Source organism: Coleofasciculus sp. F4-SAH-05, from assembly GCF_040222985.1.
Lineage (GTDB): Bacteria > Cyanobacteriota > Cyanobacteriia > Cyanobacteriales > Coleofasciculaceae > Coleofasciculus > Coleofasciculus chthonoplastes.
In genome coordinates, this window is record NZ_JAVKBY010000207.1 from 35,893 (window position 1) to 58,661 (window position 22,769).

The following is a 22,769-nucleotide window of genomic DNA, read 5'->3' on the forward strand; positions in this document are numbered from 1 at the left end:
TTGGATCGCACGTAGCAATGCAGGAGAAGGGGAAGAGCCTGGAAGAAAACAGCAAATCGTATTGGGTGTTGTGATCGGCTTATTCATTTACTCTCTAAGGTTATTTACTATATAATCAGTATAATACTTGAAAACCACTAGATTGAATTGCTATGTGTCGAGTTGTAGCGTATTTAGGAGAGTCTGTACTGCTTGATGACTTGTTATTCAAGTCAGACAGTTCATTAATGAAACAGACCTACGCCCCACAAATGCTGAAATTACTGAATTTGGCTGGGTTTGGTATGGCGGCATGGGAACCAACGTCCCACAATCCGGAGGTTCCCTTCATTTACAAAACCGTTTCGGTTCCCTTCTTTGACCGTAACCTGAAAGTTCTAGCGCAAAAGCTGCGACCAACTTGTCTGGTTGCCCATGTTCGCGGCGTCATCTCCGATCCTAGCGCTAAGGTAAATATACAGAATGTCCATCCATTTCAGTATAGAGGGTTCAAGCTGGCTATGGCTCACAATGGCGACTTGGCTGACATGGATAAGATGAAATTTCACTTGCTGGAGTACATCAAACCGGAAATCGCCCAAAAGATCGAGGGTACAACAGACAGCGAATGGATCTATGCCCTATTGATGTCACAGATGGAAGACCCAACTAAGGATTTGGAACTCGACGAGATATTGCCAGCTTTGGAATCTACCTTAAAGATTATCAAGCAGGTTCGGAAAAAACTAGGAATTGCGGTAGCTTCTTGGGTTAACCTGTTCATCTGTGACGGTAACGACTTAGTTGCCACTCGCTTTACCTTTGACTTCGGTTGCTACGCCGACAAAATAGACGAGTTGGAGTTGGGGCTAAAAGACATGAGCCTTTGGTATACCTTGGGTCAAAACTACGGCTGGCATGAGAATGAGTGGAAGTTAGTCGGTAGCGCCAAGAACGCTAATTCTGTAATCGTTGCTTCCGAACCATTGTCGAAGGATATCACCAATTGGACTGAAGTGCCGGAGTACTCGGTTCTCTACGTCACCTCCGAGGGCGACTATCGGCAGGTGAAAATCGCCGAACTCGACATCTAAACCTTACCGTTGTGTCTTAATCATGAACGTGAACTTGAAACAAAAAGAAGAGTTTTTAAGCTCCTTGCCCCTGTTCCAGAGCTTGACATTAGGGGATTTGGAGGACATTCTGTTGTTTGCGGAACCCTTCTGTGTCGAAGCCAACACCATGCTTTTTCGCCAGGGCGAGGTAGCCGCTGGGATGTATTTGCTCAGCGAGGGGCGAGTCAGGTTATACGCTGATGTGCCAGGGAACGATCGCGTGGATATAGAAACAGTTGGCTCTGGCGATGTCATTGGGGAAATCTCTGTTATGGATCGCGGTTTGAGCTTGACTTATGCCCTAACGCTTGAGCGGACATCGGGCTATTTTTTGAGTAATTTGCAGTTGGAAATGCTGCGATATAGCCTAAGATCCTCAGCATTGAACATCATGAAATGCCTGCGACTAAAAATCTGCGATCGCATTCGGTTAAAAACGGCACAAATCGTCGCTACGCTCACGGCTGGGGAAGCAGGAACATTGCCTGATTCTGGGGTACAAGAGAACAAAGGGCAAATTGATGCCCCTACCTCCCCCTTAACGTTAGATCACTCAAGGCTACAGTCACTTCCACTATTTCGCATCTTCACGCTTGCGGAATTGGAAGAGTTTCTCGCACCCATGCGGTTGTGGAATCTGCCACGAGGTCATATTCTCTACACAGAAGGTTCTCCGGCAGATAGTTGCTTGATCACAGTTCGCGGTGCTGTTCGCACCACGATTTACCGATCTGGCAAATACGAACACCTTGCCGTTTATGGTCCGAGTCGGCTGGTGGGAGTTCTGGGGCTGATAGACGGTGGTACATACCCAACAACTTGCGCGGTACGGGAACAGACAACGTTGCTGGAGGTGAATCAGTCTTACTTTGAGACTCTCTCTCAAGCCGGTAAGGAGATTGGCTTCAAGTTCCTTCACGTCGTTAACCAAGAATTGGCTTTGGATCTGCGGAAGCTAATCCTCCAGATCACAAGATTAGCGTCTCAGAGGCAGTTGAATACTCGAGTTTAGACTCAACTTGCGGATCACACAGCCAAAAAGACAAATAATCAAGTAGCCCTGTTTCTTTGCTCATGTTCCAGATGTGCTGTTACCGCGTCTGGATTATCTTGGCAGTCGGATTAAGGACGGTTTTGATCAGCTTCAACCATTTGGCAATCCTCACAGAGTCCAAAAAATTCTAGGGTATGATAGTAAATTTGAAAGTGGTGGTTATCTTGTAACTGGGTCTCTAAATTGTGGACAGGACATTCCTCGATGGGAATTGATCGCCCACAATTGAGACAGGTGAGATGGTGTTGATCCTGCAATAAACTGTAGAGGGATTCGCCAGTCGCTAGAGTCCGCATTTGTACCACTCCTTCAAGTTTCAAGGCATCGAGAGAGCGGTAAACTGTGGCTAGACCCATACCTTGCTTCCGCTTGCGTAACTCGATATGAATATCCTGGGCAGAGATAGCACGATTTAAGGTTTTGAGCAACTTTAAAATTCGTTCTTGAGAACGGGTGCGTTGGGCTTTCATAGATTTAGGGGTTAATCGAGGAAAAAGGATATGGACTATTGGGGATTAGTAATTCAAAATTTAAACCTAACAAGAAATCTGTAACCGAGGCTATGATCAACTGAGTACCCAGGGACTCTGGGGGAAAGAAATTGGCTGTCAAGTCGGGCTGTCGGGGGCATAGGACCTAGATAAGTGGCGTAGGGCAGCAATGTCTAACAGCGATGTTGGAAGCCCACACCATAATCTTTGATTTGGTGTGGGAGGATGTCACATTAAGGTAATCTCAAACCACTAGGGGGTGCTTGTGAATCGTCAGTATAAGGCTCGAATTTATGTTACACTGCGACCTTCTGTTCTAGATCCGGCTGGCGTGGCAGTCGAATCCGGGGTTGGGCAACTCGGCATCGCGAATGTTAAGCAGGTACGCATCGGCAAGTATATTGAGTTAATGCTGACGGCGGCTGATGAAAACCAAGCCAGTGAGCAACTGGATCGCATCTGTGACCAAATTTTGGCGAATCCGGTGATTGAAAATTATCGATTTGATTTGGATGAAGTACAGGTACAGTTAGGGGTATCAACATGAAATTTGGTATTGTGGTTTTTCCTGGCTCAAACTGCGATCGCGATGTTGCTTATGTCACCCAGGATTTGCTCAACTGCCCTACTCGGATGGTTTGGCATGAAGAAACGGATATTTCTGATCTGGATGTGGTTGTCTTACCCGGTGGCTTTAGTTATGGCGACTACCTGCGCTGCGGCGCGATCGCTCAGTTTTCGCCGATTATGTCCCATGTGATTGCCCACGCTAAACAGGGTAAGTTTGTCCTGGGTATCTGTAACGGCTTTCAAGTCTTAACCGAAACCGGGTTATTACCGGGGGCATTAGTCCGGAATCGAGATCTCCATTTTATTTGCGATCGCGTTCCCTTGAAAATAGAACGCACTGACATTCCTTGGACTTCAGCTTACGCCACGGGAGAAATGATCACATTGCCCGTTGCTCACGGAGAAGGACGCTACTACGCCCATACAGATACCCTGAAAGCCCTCGAAGATGGAAATCAGATTGTCTTTCGTTACGCCAATTCCAGCGGTGAAATCGACGAAACCAGCAATCCCAACGGTTCAGTGAACAACATTGCCGGAATATGCGATCGCACGGGTAAAATATTGGGGATGATGCCTCATCCCGAACGAGCATCTGATTCTGTGTTGGGCTCTACGGATGGCATCAAAGTATTTCACGGATTATTAGCGTTCATGAATCAACAGCAACTCCAACCCGTCTAGCCAAGTTTCTTTATGCTCTCTGAAATCGTAAATTAAATTCAATACTCCTAAGAAAGCCAGTGACTTCAGACAATCCCAACACCGGCTTGCCCATCAAACCAATCCGCTACCGAGATTGGTCAATTAGCACGAAGATGATTGACAGACGGTTGTGGTTACGTTGGCAACACCCGAATGAAAATTTTGCTCGTTATAGCTATCCAGTGACGGAGCGAGGGTTGACAGATTCACTACGTTATGCTAGGCATCTGATTGATTTGATTATCGAGTTAGAAGAGGCAGAGTCAAAAGCCGCTTCATCGCGAGACTAAAGCCTGGGGAGCTACGCCAGTAGCCAGTAGGTTGGGTTGACGCCAGGAAACCCAACAGAATTTCAAATTTTATCAACGACTGCACCCACTGAAAATCAGGAAACTTGTCCCGGAAAAACAAACCTAAACAGGACAAAGATGGCAAATATCTACCCAATGGACAGAGTGCTAAATCGGGTTTAAATAAATCAATTTCATGCGACCATTTTATACTATTTACAAAACTAAATACAGAATTTAATAGTCCCAGGAGTTCAACCATGTTATTAGAACTGAATCGAATTACCGTACCACCAGGACAACGGGTGTTACTTTCAAATATAAGCTGGCAGGAATTTGAGACGATTTTAGCGGATTTAGGCGAACCTCGTGCCGCTAGAGTGGCGTATGATAATGGAACTCTGGAAATTATGACACCGTTGCCCGAACATGAAAGTCGGAAAGAACTCATCAGTGATTTACTCAAAGCACTTTTGGAAGAATTAGATATTGAATTTTGCACCTTGGGTTCAACGACATTCAAAAATGAGACGATGATTAAAGGGATTGAACCGGATAACTGTTTTTATATTCAAAACGAAGCAGCGGTTCGGGGGAAAGATCGCATTGATTTAACGGTCGATCCCCCTCCAGATTTAGCGTTAGAAATTGATGTCACCTCTCGCACACATCCAAGTATCTATGCTGCTTTAGGAGTGCCTGAACTGTGGCGATTTGAACAAGGAAGGTTAGAAATTAACGTGCTGCGAGAAGGGAAGTATAGTCCGTCTGAAGTTAGCCCACACTTTCCCAGCATTCCACTCATTGATACGATTCCTCAGTATCTCAACCAATGTCGAAGTTTGGGCAGAAATAAAACAATGAAGGCATTTCGCGCTTGGGTAAAAGGCTAGAGACGTAACAGGGAGTATCTCAGTCTCACCCATCGCCTTGGGTTAAAACTCAAGGAACCCAAAGTGCAAGTCATCTTTAGACGCCTGCATCTCTAGTTTTAGTCCACTTGAGTGGACTTTAGCTATAAGCCAAGAACTTGAGTTCTTGGCGGGTGTCGAGGCTGACTGACAAGGGTATAATACCAAATCCGCCTTTATTACCCCCTTTTGCCAAGGCGATTGAAATCGCTGCTATACAAACATAGGCGAAGCCTTCCCGAAGGGTAGGCCGCCTGCGCGGACTGGGTTATAACGGGGGTAGCTAACCCGGATTTGGTATAAGATATCAGTTTTAACCGGACGCAAGCTTTTAGTCCGAACTTTATAATTGTCAGTGCTACGTCTGGAACAGGATTAATTATCCGTTTGAATTCGTAAGGTTAAACGCACCGTATCCATTAACCATTGGGGTACTTGCCAACTTAAGAGCGATCGCTTAATTACATCAATGACAACGGCTTCATTTAGGCTAGAGGCATCCTCATCCCATAATACCCGCACCACACGCCCCTTACGCACCGGAAACTCAAACACAAGTTCACCACAGTATCCTGATGGTACAATCACCTGTTGCAGGTGTTGCGTGAGTAGAGTCGCACTTGACTTTTCTAATCCGGTAACGCTGAGAACTTGCAGGTTGGTAATGGTTTCATCCGGAACCGGGGGAGATGGGGTAGGAGTGATATCAACATCAGTACAGTTAAGGAGTGGCTGCTGGGTGGAATCACCTACAACCGGAGAAGACGCCCCATTAGTCGTGAGTGAGGGTGGCAAACCAGAATTGCCTCGCGATCGCCTGAATTTAAGTCCGAGGAAACGCATGGGAGATTGATCGAAGATTCCTTCATAGGATACCCCTTCTGGCACCTCAACGGGTACAGAGACACAAATTCCTTTTCCGTGCGGATCAGTTCGGATTTGTTCACTGACGGCAACAAACGCTGTATAGGGGGCTAAAATCTGATAGGTTAAGGCTGTTTCAATGATTGCCTCAACCTGTGCCTTCTTCTCACAGTGCCACATTTGATTCATCAGATCCTTGATTCGCGCCCGCCCCCACAACTGCGCGATCGCACAATTACCCTCTGAATCAAATCTCAGGTAAAATTCCTGTTCATAACGCTTACCCCCGGTAACGGTTCCAGTAATTTTCAGGATACCCGTCTGTTCCGGATGAATTGGAGAAATGCGCCCAAATAAAACTAAGGGTTGTTGGGTAAACAAATCGGGGGGAGTTGTCGGATAAATTATCGCCTCTCCCTCCCCTTGCCACTCCACATTAATAGTCGTCAACACGGGATTATTAACATGGCGTAAAAATTCTTCAGTTACCGCCTGAGTTGATTCATCCTGACGCACAATTCGTGATGTTCCTCGCCCTAATTCAGCCATCCGATTTAAAAGAAATCGATTCGGTGAACTACCCACGCCAAAACTATATAAACGATTTCCCGGTTTGAGATACTGTTTGACCTCTGCCAAAATTTCTGATTCATTCCCAATATAACCATCAGTAATTAATACAATACTGCGTAACCGTCCTTCGGGGGCAGGGGGGAAATTTAAGACAGCCCGAATGCCATTGAGTAAATAAGTGCCGCCATTTGCCTTGAGTTGATTAATATACGTGAGGGCTTTAATTCGATTTTGGGGCGTATTGGCTAAAGGTTGGGCAGATAATTGGGTCGTGATATCAGAAAAATCAAGAATCGTAAACGTATCCTGGGGATTCAATCCCTGGATAAATCGGCGCATCAGTTCCTGAGATTTACGGAACGGATCACCTTTTTGAGATCCGGATGTATCGATGAGAAAAACCACATCTTTAGGGACAATTTCATGATCGGAATAATCCACCGCCGGAATCAAATAGAGGGCGAAATGACCGCCGCGTGTATCCGATTGCGTCAGTACCGTCGCCTGAGTGCGATCGCCTGAGACTTGATAGCGTAAAATTAGGTCTTTGTTGGGAATTGTGTCCCCTTCCCCCAGGAGTACGCGCACCACTGTTTCCTCATGTTCCACTTTGATCTGGTGCGAGGGGGAATTAATGTTGGAAATGGGAACCCCAGCGTCAATTTCCAGCGTGATTTGAATATCATGTCCGGAACGGGTACTGGGTGGGATAATCGTCGGCATAATCCGTGACGCATCCGCCACGCGATCGCTATCCCCCGTTTCATCAATAGGAATCCCTGGACAAAATCGGGGTCCTACTACCATCGGGAAAACAAATTCACACTCACCGTCGCTAAATTTCAGCGTATCAGTATAGCGAATCGTGACATCAATTCGTTCTCCCGGTTTAATATTGGCTAAAGATTGAGTAAAAATATTATCCCGTTCTTGTTCTAATAATCCAGCCGTTCTTCCCTCTTGACGGGCTTGTTCATAAATTAGCTGCGCCTCTTCCCGTTTTTTTATCCCCCCTTTAATTATGCGATCGCCCAATTTTATTTCCATCTCATCCACCACCGCCGCATCTGGCAAAGGGAAGATATAGATAGCTTCTAAGGGTTCCATGAAGGAATTTTCAAAGGTTTGGGTTACTTCGACGCGGGATAAATTCCCCGCCACCTTTGCCAGCACTTGCGTATGCTTCAAAGGAAAAACTAAAGCGTGTTCCCCGGTTTTGGTGTATAGTCCACCAAGGGGTTTATGAGAGCGCAGCGTTGTATTAATAACCATGAGTAAATCCTTCACCAATGAGGGGCATCTATAATCAATGCTACTGTTGAGTTTTGGCGTTTCAGGAGCAGTTGACCCCTTATGCTAGCGTTAGTGATTTTCGTACATCCAGGGAAAATCAATAAATATAAAGGATGAGGGGTGCGGTTTGACGCCTTCAAGGGCAGGTATCGGATCAAAACAGTCAGAACTTACGCAAAGGCTCTATTTGTAGGGTGTGTTAGGGTAGCGTAACGCACCGCAAGCCGCTATCAGTGGTGTGTCTGCGTAAGTCCTGGCAACTGTCACACGCGATCGCTTTCCCCTTCCTCTTGCTCCCATAAGACTGCCCGACAGCGCGATTAGTTTATATAGCAACCGCCATAGCTGTTAGGACACATCATTTATGTAGAGACGTTGCATGCAACGTCTGGAACAATGGTGACGAAAGTCCTAATCGATGTGTCTACTGCTATATCACGCAGCAGTCGGTGTAAAGAAATCCTCCGCGCTGTCTTAACAGAAAAAGTAACTAACTCCTTAAATTTAGCCTTGGCTATCGAGCGACGTTTTGCCCATTTTGGCGATTTTAAATAAACAATCAAGTAAAAAGACTCAGTTGACTCAGGGTTCGCAGCAAGACGACGCGAACTTTTTATGGACATATCTCCTTACTGTCATTAGTTTATGCTTATTGATAATTTAAATATATATAAAGGACTTACGCACAGCTTCTATTCGTAGGGTGTGTTAGCGCAGCGTAACGCACCTTCGCCCCCATAAGTGGTGTCGCTGCGTAAGTATCCTGATATAGAGGAGTATAGCGGTTTGACGCCTTCAAGGGCGGGATAGGAGCCATTACAGGCGTTTATCGGCGACAAAATAATAAAAAAAGCTAAAGCGACGCCGAGATCTCTATCTCAGGTATGAGAATGGATCGGAAAGAGTTAGTAGTTTTTACTTATAACTACGATGGCTGCACCTTTAGGTTTACAGGGTTGTCTGCTGATGCTCCCCCTAGTTTGGATGATGACAGGGAGTGGGTTCAGGGCTACCGCTAATCCTGATCATGTTTTCACCTCAGCGACTGGGTTAGGGGAGGTGGAAATGCAACATCTGACTGATCCGGTGGTGCAGCCATCCGCTCCCAACAGTGAAGCAGAAGCCTCTTCGCTACTGGCTTCAGCTTGTCCGGATACCAAGGAGTTTCACCAGCAACATTCTGCGATCGCGTTTCCAGTCGAAAATATTCCAGCGCTGACGATTAAGGTGATTGGCAACACGGTGTTTAGTCGTGAGGAACTAATGGATGCAGTTGGGAAACCCTTAGAGGAAGTGACTGATCTCAACAGCGTTTCGGAAAAATTACCAGACATTGCCGGATCTATTACTGACCTTTATCTCACAAAGGGTTACATTAATTCTCAAGCAGAAGTTTCCAGCTTTGAGAATGGGGTTGTGGAAATTTGTGCGATTGAGGGAAGTTTAGATCAGATTCAGATATTGGAAATAATTGATGCGGAGGAGAGTGGAAGCCGCCAGATTACGGACAGTGAAAACCAAGAAGAAAATACAGAGGTTCAAAAAGTTGAAGTAACAGGACGATGGGCATCTTATATTCGCGATCGCATTCAATTGGGTGCAGGGACTCCCCTGAATACGGCTGAACTGGAAGACCAGCTGAGATTACTACGTGACGATCCCATTATCGGGGGTATAGAAGCCAGCTTACTAGAAACCGGGGAAACAGGGCAAACTAATCTCGATGTTCGCTTCACTAAAGCGAATCCCTTTGAGGGTAGTGTACGTGCTGATAACTTTTCACCGCCGAGTGTTGGTTCTGAACGATTGGGCGTTGAGTTAAGCCATCGGAACTTAGCGGTTGTTGGAGATAAAATTTCCTTTTACCGTTCGGCGACGTTGGGCGCTGATGTGGTTGATTTGGGTTATCAACTGCCGCTCAATTCAATGAACGGTACACTCAGACTGAGAATAGCACCCAATAGAAATGATATTATTCAGTCAGAGTTTGATGAGTTTGATATTCGAGGAGAAACGGATCTATATGAAATCGTTTATCGTCAACCGTTGATACGCAAGCCTCGTGAAGAGTTTGCCCTATCCTTGGGTTTTACCTTCCAAGAGGGTCAGACGTTTATTTTTGATTCTTTAGGGATTCCCTTTGGCATTGGTCCGGATGAGGATGGGGTCAGTCGCACGAGTGTGATTCAGTTTGGACAAGAGTATCTGCGTCGTTCATCGCGGGGGGCATGGTTTTTGGGTTCACAGTTTAGTTTTGGGACAGGTTTCTTTGATGCGACGACAAATGAGGGGGAGGTTCCGGATGGACAGTTCTTGAGTTGGTTGGGTCAAGTGCAACGGGTGCAACGAATCGGTGGGAATCACTTATTGGTTGTCCAGGCTGAATTACAATTGACACCGGGTAGTTTATTACCCGCTCAACAGTTTGTGATTGGTGGAGGTCAATCGGTGCGAGGTTATCGGCAGAATGTGCGTTCTGGGGATAATGGGTTTCGCTTATCAATTGAAGACCGGATTACTTTGGATCGAGATGAGTTGAATAACCCGTCTTTGCTGCTGGCTCCTTTTTTTGATACCGGGGTTATCTGGAATCATCCCGATAATCCGAATGAGTTACCATCAGAGCAGTTTCTAGCAGGTTTGGGTTTAGGATTGATTTGGTTCCCAGAACCAATACCGGGACTCGAACTACGTGTTGACTATGGTTTGCCTTTAGTGAGTATTGATGACCGGGGTGATAATATCCAGGATTCTGGTTTTTACTTTAGTGTGAGGTATGGGTTTTAGAGACTCGGTAGATAGCTGATGTTTCTAGGCGCAATAGACATAAAAAAATATTCAATTTATTTAAAGCACAAGGGAATGATAGATAATAACGATATTTGTATAGAAACAATGGTTAATCGCTATCAAGAAAAGGTTGATATATTAACGAAAGATACCTATAATCAATATAAGAAAAATTTATGGTTTATTCTCACATCTCAATTGAGAGCAAAGTCCAATGTTTCTAAATTAAACACTCCAGAATCTATAAATTTTCGGCAGAAAATAATGGATGTGCTAGCTGTTCGTGATGAGCTTTATCAATTGTTAGTTAAACAAGGTAATATGTCTGTAGCAACCTTAGATAAGATTATTGAATTAGATAAGCAATTGAAGGAGCAGGAAGACCAAATTACTACAACAGTGGATTTAGCAGAGTGGCGCGAAATCTTAAAACCAAAAACTCAAGGGTGGTGGTGGTTTTTAGTTCATCCCTGGGATCGGCGTGATTGGTTGTGGGGTCTATTGACTGCTGTTTTTATAGTGATATCTCTAAGTCTTGCAGCAAACATTGTTCCTCGTTTTTGGGCAGGAGGTCCGAGTACAGTAGGATCTGTGACGGCGATTGGAACAAGTTTACTCAGCTTACTACTTGGCAAAGAGTCACTCGACCAAGCTATACGGGGAAGAGAAACCTTAGAACGTAGATTTGAAGATTCGCAAATTCCTAGGCATCTTCAGCAAGAGGTAATTTGTATGTTTACAGGGGGCATATTTGTATTTATGATTGGCTTTTCTTTATCTTTGCCCCAGATTGCTAAGTTTTACAACTGGCATGGGGAAAGGCAAATGCAGGAAGAAGGGGGCTGGAATTCTGATAAATTGGCTAGTGCTGAGTCTAGCTTCCAAAGAGCGATCGCACTTAATCCAGATAACGCAGAGGCACACTTCAACTTAGGATGGCTTTATGAGCGGCGACAAAACTTAGACGAAGCGCGTACTGAGTACAAAATTGCCATGCAGGGAGGCTCTGTAATTGCTCGTGTCAGGCTAGCTCGACTATATATTTTGGATGATCAGGAAAAATATGGAATGTCTAATGCGGTTATAAGTCTTTTAAAAGAGGATTCAACTCTCAAGTTAGCAGCAACTCCTAGTTTGAGACTGGCTCAGTTCCCTCATCTAACTAACCATGTAAAGTCTGGCACGATGACGGCTTTTCACATTCTTTGGGAAGGTAAGGAGGAAGCTCAACAAGCTGATAAAGAGGAGGAAAAATCATGGTACACAGCCCTTGGATGGACGAGACTACAGCAGGGGCGTTTCGATGAAGCTTTGAATGAGCTAAACGAAGCAGTGAGGTTACAAGAGGAACAAAAGCAGGAAAAAGAAAATCAAGTTAATGACAGAAATCCCTTAGCTCCAGCTTATGTTAGCAATGCACATTCATACTGCTTAAGGGCGCAGGCACTGGAAGGTCAGAGGAAACTGCAAAAAGCGAAAGATGATTGGGATAAATGTTTTAGACTTAAAAATTCATTGGCTCCAGAAGTGGATATTTGGTCGGTTTTAGCTAAACAACGTTTAGGTTTAAAATAATTCAGTAGAAAATTCAAAATGAAGTACAGAAGTTTACCTGTGATACGTTCTTTAAAGTTTACATTTTTTTTTATTACAACCTTGATTTTGACTATAGTAATTCCTACAGCTACTGTACAGGCTTGGAAAGTTGTTGGTGTTCCGAAAGGAGAAGTGTATTACATACCCGCAGATCAACCCCTAGATAGAAGATATCGTGTATATAGAAATCAAGAATTCGAGGTAGGCGATACTATCGTAACTGGTGCAAATTCTCAAGTTACTCTAAAATGCAATAAAAAAGATCCAGGAACAGAACTCCTATCTAATAGAATGGAACCAATAACTAATATTTGTGGAAATTCAAATCCACATCTCGGTCCTGCAACCGAGATCAGACTAGGGGGAAACGAACCCTTAATCCCCTACATTGTTAGCCCTCGCTACACACGCTTGCTTGGGAAGCGACCAACATTGCGCTGGAATGCTGTAGAAGGTGCGACTCGCTACACCATCACTTTATATCGAAAAAATACTGAAGTCTGGCAAAAGTCTGTAGAAAGTAAACAACCAGTCGAAGGCGTGGAAGAATTATCATATCCCTCCGACGAGAAACAGTTGGAAGTAGGAAAAAACTATCAATTGGTAGTTGAATCAAGCAATGGGCGTTCGTCTGAAGAAGAAAATGAAAATATAGTTCTTGATGATTATGATACTATACCAAGGGGTGTATCGGGATTAACGTTTCGGCTGCTTGTTGAGGCTGACGTTCAGTCTATTCAGGACGCTTCTCAGAAAATTATGCAAAAGGCACTACTAAGTGAAGAAGATAAAAAGATTGACTTGGCGGTTCATTACACTGAAAATAACTTGTATGCTGAAGCAATTGAGATCCTAAACTCTTTGGTAAATAATGGCTCTCAAAAATCTTATGTTTACCGTATTTTAGGTGATTTCTACGCCCAAAGCGGTCTAAATTTGCTGGCGGAAGAATCTTACCTAAAAGCTATTGAAAAAGCAAAAGAAACGCAGGAAGTTTTCGAGGAGGCACTGGCACATCAAGATCTAGGTGAACTGTACATGAAAATGCACGAACCAAGCGATGACATTTCCCTACCGGAGCAAGCAAGGGCGCAGTTCGAGGAAGCATTGGCTAAATATCGAAAATTGAACCGTGACGACAAGATTGATGAGATCACAAATCTATCTAATTAGTCAAATATAAAATCTAGAAGCAAACCAGTAAAGGTTTAATATGGCAAAACAATACCATTCCTGATAAGTTGGTTTCATTCTCAATACTCATTCTAACTACCAAGGATTGCCAACTATTGCCATTCGTGACCAATACCCTGGATGATAAAATTCAAACCGAGCGTCGGCTTCAGGAAAATTATCTGGTAAGGTCATTGTTTGTTCATCAGAGGTAAATAGCGTCTTGCCTTCCACTCGAATTTGCTTATTGAGCATCGCTAGCTGAACTCTTCTTAAAGCTTCTGCTTTAACACCATCTTTTTTCAGTTGTCGATAAAATTCTATAGTCAGAATTGCTGTACCTCGATATTTGACCTTCCATAGACTAGCTAGCACCGATTTTACCTCAGCAGCAGCGGCTAATCCAGCAATACCAAATTCATTTTCCTCATCGCCTCTTCCCGTTTCACAAGCACTTAACACCAATAATTCTACCAATGGATCATTTAATCTGAGCCGTTCTATATTACTATCATTTAAATATAGCTCTCCATCCCAAAACTGAATAAATGAATTACTTAGTTGACCAGGACTAAAATCGGCATGAGTGGTTAAGTGGATAATCCGAAAAAGATTGTCAGTGCGGCGTTGATCTTCTAAATCTTTTACAGTGAATTTGCCATTAAGAAAGTAATCACTACCCGGTACTTGCCACAAATCAACAAGCGCAGGCAGCTCAAAATCAGCAGGCAATGGCGCTAAGTTTTTATCAGGAAATTCTGTTGCCCCCATCGCCAGCATTCTTGCATCTCTAATATCCCTGTAGCGAGCATCGGTCAAGCTGAGGCTAGGCATTAATGCTACACTGTATTTTTCTATCAGGAATTGTCCCTTATTGGGATCTGTTGGATCTTCCCCATCATGGAGCGCTGCAATAGGGATAGAGCGTAGGTTGCTATCCATGAGGAACACTAGATTATTGATATCCCTATTCTCTAAATCTTTTTCTAGAGGTTTAACAATCCACTTATACAGTGACTGTGCGGCTTCTAGATAGCTATTATCTTCGGTAAGTATCACATTTCCGCGAAATTCTATAGCTTCCTTGGTAACTTCGCTACGCTGCACGGCTTTTTTTGTCTCTTCGTCATATTCATATATCCGCCGCTGAATTGGTCTTCCTGTAGCCGTTACCAATACCGTATATAGATGGTAGTCATCCTGTAGTTCCTCAGCACGTATCGAACGACGACCACGAGTATCCACAGATAATCCTTGGTCGTTGAACTCCCATAGAGATTGTTCTGAGGAATCACCTTGGTTCTGAAACACTGGATTACTTGGAGCAAAAAATACATAAATCAGAGCTGATTTAACTCCTGTTTGCTCCTCAATCGCTCGAAGTTCTTCCTGAGCATCCTCTAGTGTTTTAATCGGAGTACCCGACTGTCCTAGATACTCTTCAAACTCACTGGTAAACAGTTCCTCTAACTCAACAACCAATTCGGGAAGAGGATTATTCGCCCTCAGATTACCGATTGACAGATTGCAGTCAGGTGGACAGTTGCCAGATACAAGAGAGTTATTTTGCGGCAATATTAAAGAGTTATCTTGAATGACGCTCTCATTATCAGGTTGCGGCGGAATATCAGGAACCTCACCATCAGGTTGCGGCGGAATATCAGGAACCTCATTATCAGGTTGCGGCGTAACCGGAGGAATCTCAGGCTCCTCATCATCAGGTGGTGGCGTAACCGGAGGAATGTCATTTTGAGTAGCGATCTGAATATCACTTGGCGGATTCCCCTGGCTATAAGAACCTAAAAAAGACTGTGGTGGCAGAATTGAATTATCAACACCAGTAGTAATAGCTCCGACTGTACCGTTGTCAGATACATTTCCCAATTTAAAGGGCGCATCAAAATGACCACCTCCATGTCGGATGATGATCTGACCCCCTTGAACTCCACCAGCCGTAGAAATACTGGCATCTATATTATTCTGATCTGTAAATGTTTCTGTAGCCCCAAAAAATTGGTCGGCGGTAATCTCAACGTTACCCCCTGTGCCACTGTCTCCGCCTTGAGCGTTGATAGAGGTAACTTGAACATTTCCTTGAGCGTCAAGGGTGACGTTTCCACCGTTACCAACACTCCCATTACTTGCTGAACTGGTATCAATCTGTGCCGTGTTAATATCACCCACAGTCGAAAGTGCGATCGCGCCGCCATTTCCGCCAAGAGAACTGGCATCAATCTCTGCTGTATTAATGTCACTTGCACCCGAAAACGTGATCGTCCCGCCATCTCCAGAAATCGCACGGGCATTAATTGCCGCCGTGTTAATCTGATCAGCAGCCGAAAGTGCGATCGCGCCGCCGTTACCATTAAGTGAAAAAGTCCGGATTTCTCCTGAACTCGTATCAATTGAACCATTGATACTGGTTAGATAAATTTGACCCCCATTTCCTGTGTTGATGCTAGAAATTAGTGTTCCCTGACTGTTTCGACCCAAACGACCTGTAGTTGTGATATTACCTCCCGCTTGCAGAGTTATCGATCCAGCATCCCCTGTTGGATTCACGTAACTACCGATAGACTTAACCGTAATGTCGCCCCCAGCTTCTAACGTTACTGCACCTCCCCTCCCATCAGGAGTCACCGATAAAATATCTCCAGAACTCGTATTAATAGAACCATTCGTACTGATCAGGGAAATCTCACCCCCATTACCGCTACCATAAACACTGACCGATGCATTTATACTGGCATCCGCTTTATCACTAACAACTGGGATATTATTTGGATCGACTAGATCCACAAGAAAATTCTCTATTGTCGTGATATCCCCTGATGCTTGCAATATTACAGAACCAGCATTCCCTGTCCTCACACTGGTATTGATACTGTCAAACACAATCGTGCCAGTCGTCGCGGTTAACTCGACCGAACCGCCTGCTGTAGTTAGGCGTGAATTAATCTGAATATCTCGACCCGCCTCAAAGCTAATCGTCTCACCAAACGTCTGATTCGTGAAATTCAAATTCGTCCCAGCCTGGGCAATAATATCTTGCTGCGCTTGTAGGAAAATATTACCCGTCAAAGCTGTCAACGCCGTGTCATCAATTTGAAAATCAACTCCATTCCCACCATCATTGAATAAAATTTCTTCATCTACGCCAGGAGAAATCTCTCCATTATCATCAGCCACCTCATCATCTGGCTCAATAATAATATCTCTAGGGTCGAGTAAAATAGTTCCATCTTGACCATTTGCCGCCGACACATCCACATAACCACTAAAGGCTAATGCATCTTTTCCCGACACTTCAACAAAACCACCATCCCCAGAAACACTCCCCCCACCAGCGCTAATCCTGCCATTAAATCCAGTAGCTTCATCCGCCCAAACAATCACCTGTCCCCCATTCCCCTCAACCAGTGCATCCGCATTAATCCTCGAATCTGCACTAACAACCGTCCGTAGAGCATTAGGTATAGTACCCTGACCTTGATAATCCCCTCCCACTCTCACCAATCCACCACCGTTCGTACCCGAAGCATCCACCGTAGCCCCGAATACACCAACGCGCTGACCTAAAATATTCACCTCACCGCCAACTTTGCCCACGCCCGAATTAGAAACATCAAGCGTACCAGAGGCGTAGGCAAAGCCCGCCGTAGGCATCGCACTTCCTTCAGTTGTTGGTATCCTTGTCCCAGAATCCCCTAACTGCACCGTACCATCCGCATCTACCGTCAATCCCGTCTCCATACCCGTCGCCCCAACCGTCAGCAAATCCGGTAAATCCCGCGCGGTAAACGATAACGGTTGCCCATCCACTGTCCGAGGTGCTTCAATCTCCAAACTCAACAAATGTCCCGACTGACGAATCCGGACTCGGTTTTTCCCCGGTACAGCCGCCATCGTAATGGTTCCTCCTGGTGCCCGGATTTCTCCCGTATTGACCACAGTACCACCCAGCAGGGTTAAGGTTTGACCTTCCAGCACCTCCAAATTGCCAGCATTAATAATACTTCCCGGTTGCATCGAATCAAACGCAAACTGACTCGGTGTACCGTTTAAATTCGAGTAGTCATTCTCACCAAACCCATTAAACCAATACCCATTATCAAAACCCACACCAGTCGCCGTTGTCAGCGTAAACGCCGCCGGAACATTAATTTGAGCCTCTGAACCCAGCACCCAGCCAGCCGGATTCATCAACACTAAATTAGAGTTACCCATCACCTGAATTAAACCATTAATCTGGGAGGGATCACCGCCAACAACTCGCCCGATAATATGCTGAATCGTAGGATCTGATAAAAAATTGGCAATCTGACCCGAATCTAAGCCAAACTGCTCAAAACTGTGAAACAGATTTGCCCCATCTCCCGAAAACGTGCCACCGTGGATATCGAAGCGGTTTCCATCCGGTGTTACCATCGTCCCCGTACCATCTGCTGCTGGAGTAATAGATTGAGCATAGGTTGAGGAAGGAGCGAGCATTCCTGCCAACAAGAGAAGCAGAAAAGTCCAAAGCGGGCGAACTTTAGGATACGGCATGGTTCAATAACCTTTTACGCTCTCTAACGAAAAGTTTCCCCCATAAACTGACTTTTTTTTCCAAACGACCAAAAAACTTAACAAATCCTGTGTCTTCTTCTCTAGAATCAACTGCTAACTCAGGAAAGTCCTGGAACAGGGGTTCAAGAGTCACCACTGATACAAGTCTGACTTTTCACCGAATGTCTCGAAATCTAGGAAAGTCGGGGCGGGTTTAGTCGCATCTGGATGCAACCCAAAAGATAGTCGTGAAACCCGCCCCTACATAAAACCAGATTCCCTCAAAGATCGTGAATAATGACAGACATACCCGTTAACCTTCCACGTCTGTATCAATTTCTACATTTAGGGTATCTTCATCAATACGGACATACAAAATATTCGGTTGGCAACAAACCTGGCAATCCTCAACATAAGATTGCTGAGAGCCGGCGCTAATGTCAATAAACGTAACGTTGGCTTCGCCACAGTAGGCGCAATTATATTCTGCTGTATTTTCCATGATAATGGTTGATAAATTATAGATAAGTTAGGCGTGAGATAGGGCGGGTTTTGTTGTTACGTTATTGGTGAATATCGAAATTTAGTGGCTAAACCCGCCCCTACCATTGATCTATGACTTAAGATACGCCTACACTACACATTTCGCGACTTTTGTCAAAAATATCTAGATGCGTTTACCCTGTAGGGTGTGGGAAGGCAGAATTCCATCCCACACGCTGAAGACGCCAGTAACGCTCACTAGCCTTTGGAGACTGCCGTTGTGCCTAGCATAAGAATCCTCATCTAGAATATTTGATTTAGATGGGGTGCGTTTAAACTCCTAAGCTTTCCACAGGTTATACTGATCTATTGTTGCTGCCCTAGTAATTTAACTCAGGACAGCATAACTGAGTCTTCTGTTGATGTTAAAACGAGAGTTAAAAAATACTAATCGTGAGGATTTATGACTATTTTAGATTCTAAAGGTCGTCTTTTTGGTAAAATCAGCCTTCTTGATCTAGGGGCTGCCTTGGTCATTTTATTAGTGATTGTGGGAATCTTTTTCATTCCGGGTACAGGTTCCGTCGCCCAGATACCTGGAAGCAGCGCCGAAAAATCTGTTCAAGTTGATTTGATTGTTCGAGGGTTGAGCGTGCGTAATCCAGAGGATTTGATGTCTCAATTTAGAGCAGAAAAGAAAACAAATATCGTTATTCGCAATCAACCCTCTGGTCAGGTAGACATCATATCGGTACAAGAATTGCCAAGACTGGTTATTGTACCTCAACCCGATGGCTCGGCTAAAGCGCTACCCGATCCCAGACCAGACACATTTAGTACTGATATACTAATGACCCTCGGTGGTCAAGCCACTATTACCAATGATGGTCCGGTTCTGGGAAATAGCAAGCTTAAAATTGGAACGCCTGTGGAATTAGAGGGTAAGGATTACAATTTCAACGCTAGCGTGATTGATGTCAGGGTTGAATGAAAGGGAACAGGGAATAGGGAGCATGTAGAGACTTTTCATGCTACGTCTGGGAGCTGGGGGAGATAATGACAAAAGACTAATGACAAAGGACTAATCTGCAATTCTGTCCTCAGACTTTAGCATTTTTAAATACTTTCGGATTAAACCAATCGTGACGGCTGGTAATTCAAGCTGAGGAGTCAATCCAACATCCTCAAGGGTTTGAAAGACTTGAACGGCTTTCGGATTGAGATCCGCCAGTCGCTTGCCGATTTCTGGGCTGGTAAATTCCGATTTTTGTCCCCAGATAATTGCTGTGGGAGTTGTCAGTTGAGTAATGTACAGGGATAAGTCAAAGCACAAGTCTCCCCGCACAAACGACAGCGCTGCATATTCAGCATTGGGTTGTTGAGCTGAGGCTAAATAAGCCTCCACGATTTCTGAAGTTATTCGGCTGGGACGAGCAAATTGCCGACTTTCCAAGAAACTGCGGATACCGCCTGCAGTGGCGACGCCAGTGCTGTAGAGGATGCGATCCAGAATCGGTGTGCTGATTAACTGAGCAAAAAAGCTACGTGTGTAGTCTTCCCCGAAATCAGAGAGTCCTGATGGAGTGGTGAGAATCAAAGACTTAAACAGTTCAGGACGTGCGATCGCAGCTCGGATTGTCAAAGCGGCGGTTAGAGACGAAGCAATCACTGGTGTTCCTTGAGGACAGGTTTGCTCTAGGAATTCATTAATTGTGGTGATGTAGTCATCAATCTGATAATTGCGTTCAGGATGCTCTGAACGACCCCAACCGATGAGGTCAGGGGCTAAAATTCGATACTCACTGGCAAATGCTGGATAGACCTTTGACCACTCATACGCTGATGACCCGCCCCCAAAGCCATGCAAAAACACTAATGTTGGTCGCTCTTCTGGCTCAGGGGTTTCTGGGGTTTGCCACGGCATGTCGTCAGCCGTATAGTATGCCATTGTTCCTAGTGAGGTCACTAAGGAGTGCTGTTTAAAACCGTTGGGTTCAATCATATCTCAACCTTATCGCTATTGCTATCATCCCTGATTCTAGGGTCGAGAGCCTCTGACTTTAAGTTGATTCCCTTAACCCGGAATCTTAGTTGACACTCTCTGCCCTACAAAGACGGAGATTCTTTGTTCATAGATCCGGCTTGCTGTCAAAGTGAGTCAATCTTGGAGAAAAGCGTTAGAATCATAAGTTTTGAACTGAGGGAACTTTTCTCACTATTATTTCATCGGAGGATTTTATGTGAGTGGACGTTTACACACAAAAGGGTACAAACTCATATCAGTAATCATCTAAAAAACACTTGTAGTTTTGAGTGAGACGGTTCCAGGGAGCATCATTGCGGCTGAGTTTCAATTTGAGTATAACCAGCCTGTAGACGTGATTGGCAAGCAGAACGGAGATATCTGGTGATTTTGAGAGCAGGAGATTTGAGCGGTGCTTGAAACCGAAAACTTGATATTTTTTCTCGGCTTATAGATTTATAAGCTTTCCGGTGTTCGATCTGATCAATTTATTTGTTTGTTGTTTAAAAGCTGTTATAACAATGCAATGCAATTTACAGTTACAGGAAATTATAGATGATAACTTCATCAAGTCGCAAGCGGCGATCGCTTCTCCTGGCTGGGATATAGCTGAATATGAGTCGAGTTTACTCGTGATAAGACCGAAGAGTGTCTGCCTTAATTTGGAAGCATTAACCTGTTTTGAAGTGGTAGAGCATCAATTTCACCAGTTTGGAGTGACATTTAAAAACGCGATCGCTCTACAGCCATCAAACCCTGCCTATCCGCCCCGCTTTGGTACAATTGTACTAATGGCGGCCCCTAAAAGCGGTTGGCTAGAAGCAACATTTTTGCAGCCGATTGCTCGGTTCTGCTGCTACGTCACCAGTTCCCAGCGAACGATCATGTCTGCTTACGACTCCCAGGGTATGCTTATTGATCAGGTGACGACTCAACCCAATTTAGCTGGATCAGATTCATCTACACCTCCCAATACCCAGCTACAGATTAATGCGCCGAATATCTCTCGCATCACATTCTATGCCTTTGACGGTCAACTGACCCTTGATGACTTAAGTTTTGAGTGTTGAGTGTTGAGTTTTGAGTTTTGAGTTTTGACCTTAATTTTTGCGTCCCCTGAATCCGGACAAGGGCGGGTTTAGTTCAGTTATCGGTTTGTGCCAAAACGTTATGGGTAAAACCCGCCCCTACAGAATCGGCTGTATTCCCATCTCCCAGACGTGCCATGGCACGTCTCTACATTGGCTCCCCCTGCTCCCCCTGCTCCCCCTGCTCCCCCTGCTCCCCCTCCTACCCTATGCAGTTTGCCCCCCTCTATCCCCTGCTGTACCCAATTCTGAAAACAACCTTTCCCCATTGCCTTTGGTCAGGTTCACCCCAATCACCAACCATTGCCCTCACGTTTGATGATGGTCCTCACCCCCAGTACACCCCCCAACTTTTGCACGTTCTAGAACGCTACGATATAAAAGCCAGCTTTTTCTGGTTAGGTACTTGCGTCAAATCGGCACCAAACGTTGCCCGTGAGGTCTACGCCCAGGGTCATTGGATTGGATTGCACGGCTATTATCACCACTCTTTCCCCTTGCTGACACCAGATACGCTCAAGCAAAGTTTAGAAAAAACCCAAGCAACAATTACCCAAGCTTGTGGACTGAACTCCGATCGCCTGCGGGATGTTCGCCCCCCGAATGGTTTGTTTACTCCCCAAACTCTCAGATTATTACACCAATGGCATTACCGACCTGTGATGTGGAGTGTTGTACCAGAAGATTGGGTACGTCCTGGGACTTCAGTCGTTATCCGGCGAGTTCTACAGCAAGTACAGAATGGATCACTCCTGGTCTTGCATGATGGTTACTGTGGAGGAGAAGATGTGACACAAACGACAGCCAGCTTAATCCCAACTCTACTGGATCAAGGATATAATTTTGTGACCATTGACCAACTATGGCAACTCAAATGAGGCATTCTTGCTGTGAACTAAGTTAGCGTTAACGCTATCGGTAGAGTACCATAAGCCGAAAACTGGGATTATTGCAACTATATATGGAGTTAAATGTTAGGGGAAAGAACCAGGGATGTAGAGGCGCAGTGGCTTCTGATCTCTTGTTTGTCTAAACACTCATCATTTTCTTTTACCTTGCCTTGCCTTGCGACCTTGATCTTGACCTTCTGCCTGGTTGGTGAGCCTGTCGAACCACTGCCTGGTTGGTGAGCCTGTCGAACCACTGCCTGGTTGGTGAGCCTGTCGAACCACTGCCTGGTTGGTGAGCCTGTCGAACCACTGCCTGGTTGGTGAGCCTGTCGA

The 22,769-nt window shown here is 45.0% G+C and carries 19 protein-coding genes; 13 read left to right on the top strand and 6 right to left on the bottom strand.

Going from position 1 to position 22,769, the window contains the following annotated elements:
- Positions 1-227 precede the first annotated feature (227 nt).
- Both RIG27_RS25050 and RIG27_RS25055 read left to right on the top strand, forming a co-directional pair.
- Complete coding sequence (locus RIG27_RS25050; RefSeq protein WP_446349714.1) at positions 228-1,073, top strand: class II glutamine amidotransferase; 846 nt, start codon at positions 228-230, stop codon at positions 1,071-1,073.
- Positions 1,074-1,095: 22 nt separating this feature from the next.
- Complete coding sequence (locus RIG27_RS25055; RefSeq protein WP_446349716.1) at positions 1,096-2,106, top strand: cyclic nucleotide-binding domain-containing protein; 1,011 nt, start codon at positions 1,096-1,098, stop codon at positions 2,104-2,106.
- Between the two features lie 110 nt (positions 2,107-2,216).
- Here the strand turns inward: RIG27_RS25055 and RIG27_RS25060 are convergent, their stop codons facing one another.
- Positions 2,217-2,618, bottom strand: coding sequence for a Fur family transcriptional regulator (locus RIG27_RS25060; RefSeq protein WP_446349718.1), 402 nt, complete (start codon positions 2,616-2,618; stop codon positions 2,217-2,219).
- Positions 2,619-2,904: 286 nt separating this feature from the next.
- Here RIG27_RS25060 and purS point away from each other — a divergent pair, with 286 nt between their 5' ends.
- The 4 genes from purS (at position 2,905) to RIG27_RS25080 (ending at position 5,097) form a co-directional block, all read left to right on the top strand.
- The gene (gene purS / locus RIG27_RS25065) at positions 2,905-3,186 is read left to right on the top strand and encodes a phosphoribosylformylglycinamidine synthase subunit PurS (protein WP_446349720.1); all 282 of its coding nucleotides are present in this window, start codon (positions 2,905-2,907) and stop codon (positions 3,184-3,186) included.
- Positions 3,183-3,893: a phosphoribosylformylglycinamidine synthase subunit PurQ gene (gene purQ, locus RIG27_RS25070; protein ID WP_446349722.1), complete on the top strand. Its 711-nt coding sequence runs from the start codon at positions 3,183-3,185 to the stop codon at positions 3,891-3,893. Before purS ends, purQ begins: the two co-directional genes overlap by 4 nt.
- 59 nt (positions 3,894-3,952) lie before the next feature.
- A complete protein-coding gene (locus tag RIG27_RS25075; protein ID WP_446349724.1) occupies positions 3,953-4,204 on the top strand; it encodes a hypothetical protein in 252 nt (83 codons plus the stop codon).
- Positions 4,205-4,464: 260 nt separating this feature from the next.
- Positions 4,465-5,097, top strand: a complete 633-nt coding sequence (locus RIG27_RS25080; RefSeq protein WP_446349726.1) for a Uma2 family endonuclease — start codon at positions 4,465-4,467, stop codon at positions 5,095-5,097.
- Between the two features lie 393 nt (positions 5,098-5,490).
- Here the strand turns inward: RIG27_RS25080 and RIG27_RS25085 are convergent, their stop codons facing one another.
- Entirely contained in the window at positions 5,491-7,824 is a 2,334-nt protein-coding gene (locus RIG27_RS25085) for a VIT domain-containing protein (protein WP_446349728.1), read from the bottom strand.
- Between the two features lie 417 nt (positions 7,825-8,241).
- Here RIG27_RS25085 and RIG27_RS25090 point away from each other — a divergent pair, with 417 nt between their 5' ends.
- The 4 genes from RIG27_RS25090 (at position 8,242) to RIG27_RS25105 (ending at position 13,404) form a co-directional block, all read left to right on the top strand.
- Positions 8,242-8,400, top strand: coding sequence for a hypothetical protein (locus RIG27_RS25090; RefSeq protein ID WP_446349730.1), 159 nt, complete (start codon positions 8,242-8,244; stop codon positions 8,398-8,400).
- 375 nt (positions 8,401-8,775) lie between these two features.
- Positions 8,776-10,632 carry a ShlB/FhaC/HecB family hemolysin secretion/activation protein gene (locus RIG27_RS25095; protein WP_446349732.1) on the top strand — a complete coding sequence of 619 codons (1,857 nt, stop codon included), beginning with the start codon at positions 8,776-8,778 and terminating at the stop codon, positions 10,630-10,632.
- Between the two features lie 18 nt (positions 10,633-10,650).
- The gene (locus RIG27_RS25100) at positions 10,651-12,210 is read left to right on the top strand and encodes a tetratricopeptide repeat protein (protein WP_446349734.1); all 1,560 of its coding nucleotides are present in this window, start codon (positions 10,651-10,653) and stop codon (positions 12,208-12,210) included.
- A gap of 18 nt (positions 12,211-12,228) precedes the next feature.
- Entirely contained in the window at positions 12,229-13,404 is a 1,176-nt protein-coding gene (locus tag RIG27_RS25105) for a hypothetical protein (RefSeq protein WP_446349736.1), read from the top strand.
- A gap of 96 nt (positions 13,405-13,500) precedes the next feature.
- Here RIG27_RS25105 and RIG27_RS25110 read toward each other — a convergent pair whose 3' ends face one another.
- Together RIG27_RS25110 and RIG27_RS25115 are read right to left on the bottom strand one after the other, a co-directional pair.
- Positions 13,501-17,952: a CHAT domain-containing protein gene (locus RIG27_RS25110; protein WP_446349738.1), complete on the bottom strand. Its 4,452-nt coding sequence runs from the start codon at positions 17,950-17,952 to the stop codon at positions 13,501-13,503.
- Between the two features lie 313 nt (positions 17,953-18,265).
- Complete coding sequence (locus tag RIG27_RS25115; RefSeq protein WP_446349740.1) at positions 18,266-18,454, bottom strand: CPXCG motif-containing cysteine-rich protein; 189 nt, start codon at positions 18,452-18,454, stop codon at positions 18,266-18,268.
- 444 nt (positions 18,455-18,898) lie between these two features.
- On the opposite strand from RIG27_RS25115, the gene RIG27_RS25120 reads away from it, so the two are divergent.
- Complete coding sequence (locus tag RIG27_RS25120; protein ID WP_446349742.1) at positions 18,899-19,426, top strand: DUF4330 domain-containing protein; 528 nt, start codon at positions 18,899-18,901, stop codon at positions 19,424-19,426.
- Positions 19,427-19,516: 90 nt separating this feature from the next.
- On the opposite strand, the gene RIG27_RS25125 is transcribed toward RIG27_RS25120, so the two are convergent.
- Entirely contained in the window at positions 19,517-20,437 is a 921-nt protein-coding gene (locus RIG27_RS25125) for an alpha/beta fold hydrolase (RefSeq protein WP_446349744.1), read from the bottom strand.
- Positions 20,438-20,979: 542 nt separating this feature from the next.
- Here RIG27_RS25125 and RIG27_RS25130 point away from each other — a divergent pair.
- The gene (locus tag RIG27_RS25130) at positions 20,980-21,528 is read left to right on the top strand and encodes a hypothetical protein (RefSeq protein ID WP_446349746.1); all 549 of its coding nucleotides are present in this window, start codon (positions 20,980-20,982) and stop codon (positions 21,526-21,528) included.
- Positions 21,529-21,755: 227 nt separating this feature from the next.
- The gene (locus RIG27_RS25135) at positions 21,756-22,424 is read left to right on the top strand and encodes a polysaccharide deacetylase family protein (RefSeq protein WP_446342498.1); all 669 of its coding nucleotides are present in this window, start codon (positions 21,756-21,758) and stop codon (positions 22,422-22,424) included.
- Between the two features lie 89 nt (positions 22,425-22,513).
- Here the strand turns inward: RIG27_RS25135 and RIG27_RS25140 are convergent.
- Positions 22,514-22,769 (bottom strand): hypothetical protein (locus RIG27_RS25140; RefSeq protein WP_446349748.1); only part of this gene is annotated, 256 nt, incomplete at its 5' end.

Bases quoted from the DNA above. Each gene is read 5' to 3' on its own strand.
- RIG27_RS25080 (WP_446349726.1), top strand. From the start codon at position 4,465: ATGTTATTAGAACTGAATCGAATTACCGTACCACCAGGACAACGGGTG.
- RIG27_RS25130 (WP_446349746.1), top strand. From the start codon at position 20,980: ATGCAATGCAATTTACAGTTACAGGAAATTATAGATGATAACTTCATC.
- RIG27_RS25060 (WP_446349718.1), bottom strand. From the start codon at position 2,618: ATGAAAGCCCAACGCACCCGTTCTCAAGAACGAATTTTAAAGTTGCTC.
- RIG27_RS25095 (WP_446349732.1), top strand. From the start codon at position 8,776: ATGGCTGCACCTTTAGGTTTACAGGGTTGTCTGCTGATGCTCCCCCTA.
- RIG27_RS25120 (WP_446349742.1), top strand. From the start codon at position 18,899: ATGACTATTTTAGATTCTAAAGGTCGTCTTTTTGGTAAAATCAGCCTT.
- purQ (WP_446349722.1), top strand. From the start codon at position 3,183: ATGAAATTTGGTATTGTGGTTTTTCCTGGCTCAAACTGCGATCGCGAT.
- RIG27_RS25115 (WP_446349740.1), bottom strand. From the start codon at position 18,454: ATGGAAAATACAGCAGAATATAATTGCGCCTACTGTGGCGAAGCCAAC.
- RIG27_RS25100 (WP_446349734.1), top strand. From the start codon at position 10,651: ATGTTTCTAGGCGCAATAGACATAAAAAAATATTCAATTTATTTAAAG.
- RIG27_RS25110 (WP_446349738.1), bottom strand. From the start codon at position 17,952: ATGCCGTATCCTAAAGTTCGCCCGCTTTGGACTTTTCTGCTTCTCTTG.
- RIG27_RS25125 (WP_446349744.1), bottom strand. From the start codon at position 20,437: ATGATTGAACCCAACGGTTTTAAACAGCACTCCTTAGTGACCTCACTA.
- RIG27_RS25085 (WP_446349728.1), bottom strand. From the start codon at position 7,824: ATGGTTATTAATACAACGCTGCGCTCTCATAAACCCCTTGGTGGACTA.
- RIG27_RS25090 (WP_446349730.1), top strand. From the start codon at position 8,242: ATGGTGACGAAAGTCCTAATCGATGTGTCTACTGCTATATCACGCAGC.
- RIG27_RS25105 (WP_446349736.1), top strand. From the start codon at position 12,229: ATGAAGTACAGAAGTTTACCTGTGATACGTTCTTTAAAGTTTACATTT.
- RIG27_RS25050 (WP_446349714.1), top strand. From the start codon at position 228: ATGAAACAGACCTACGCCCCACAAATGCTGAAATTACTGAATTTGGCT.
- RIG27_RS25135 (WP_446342498.1), top strand. From the start codon at position 21,756: ATGCAGTTTGCCCCCCTCTATCCCCTGCTGTACCCAATTCTGAAAACA.
- RIG27_RS25055 (WP_446349716.1), top strand. From the start codon at position 1,096: ATGAACGTGAACTTGAAACAAAAAGAAGAGTTTTTAAGCTCCTTGCCC.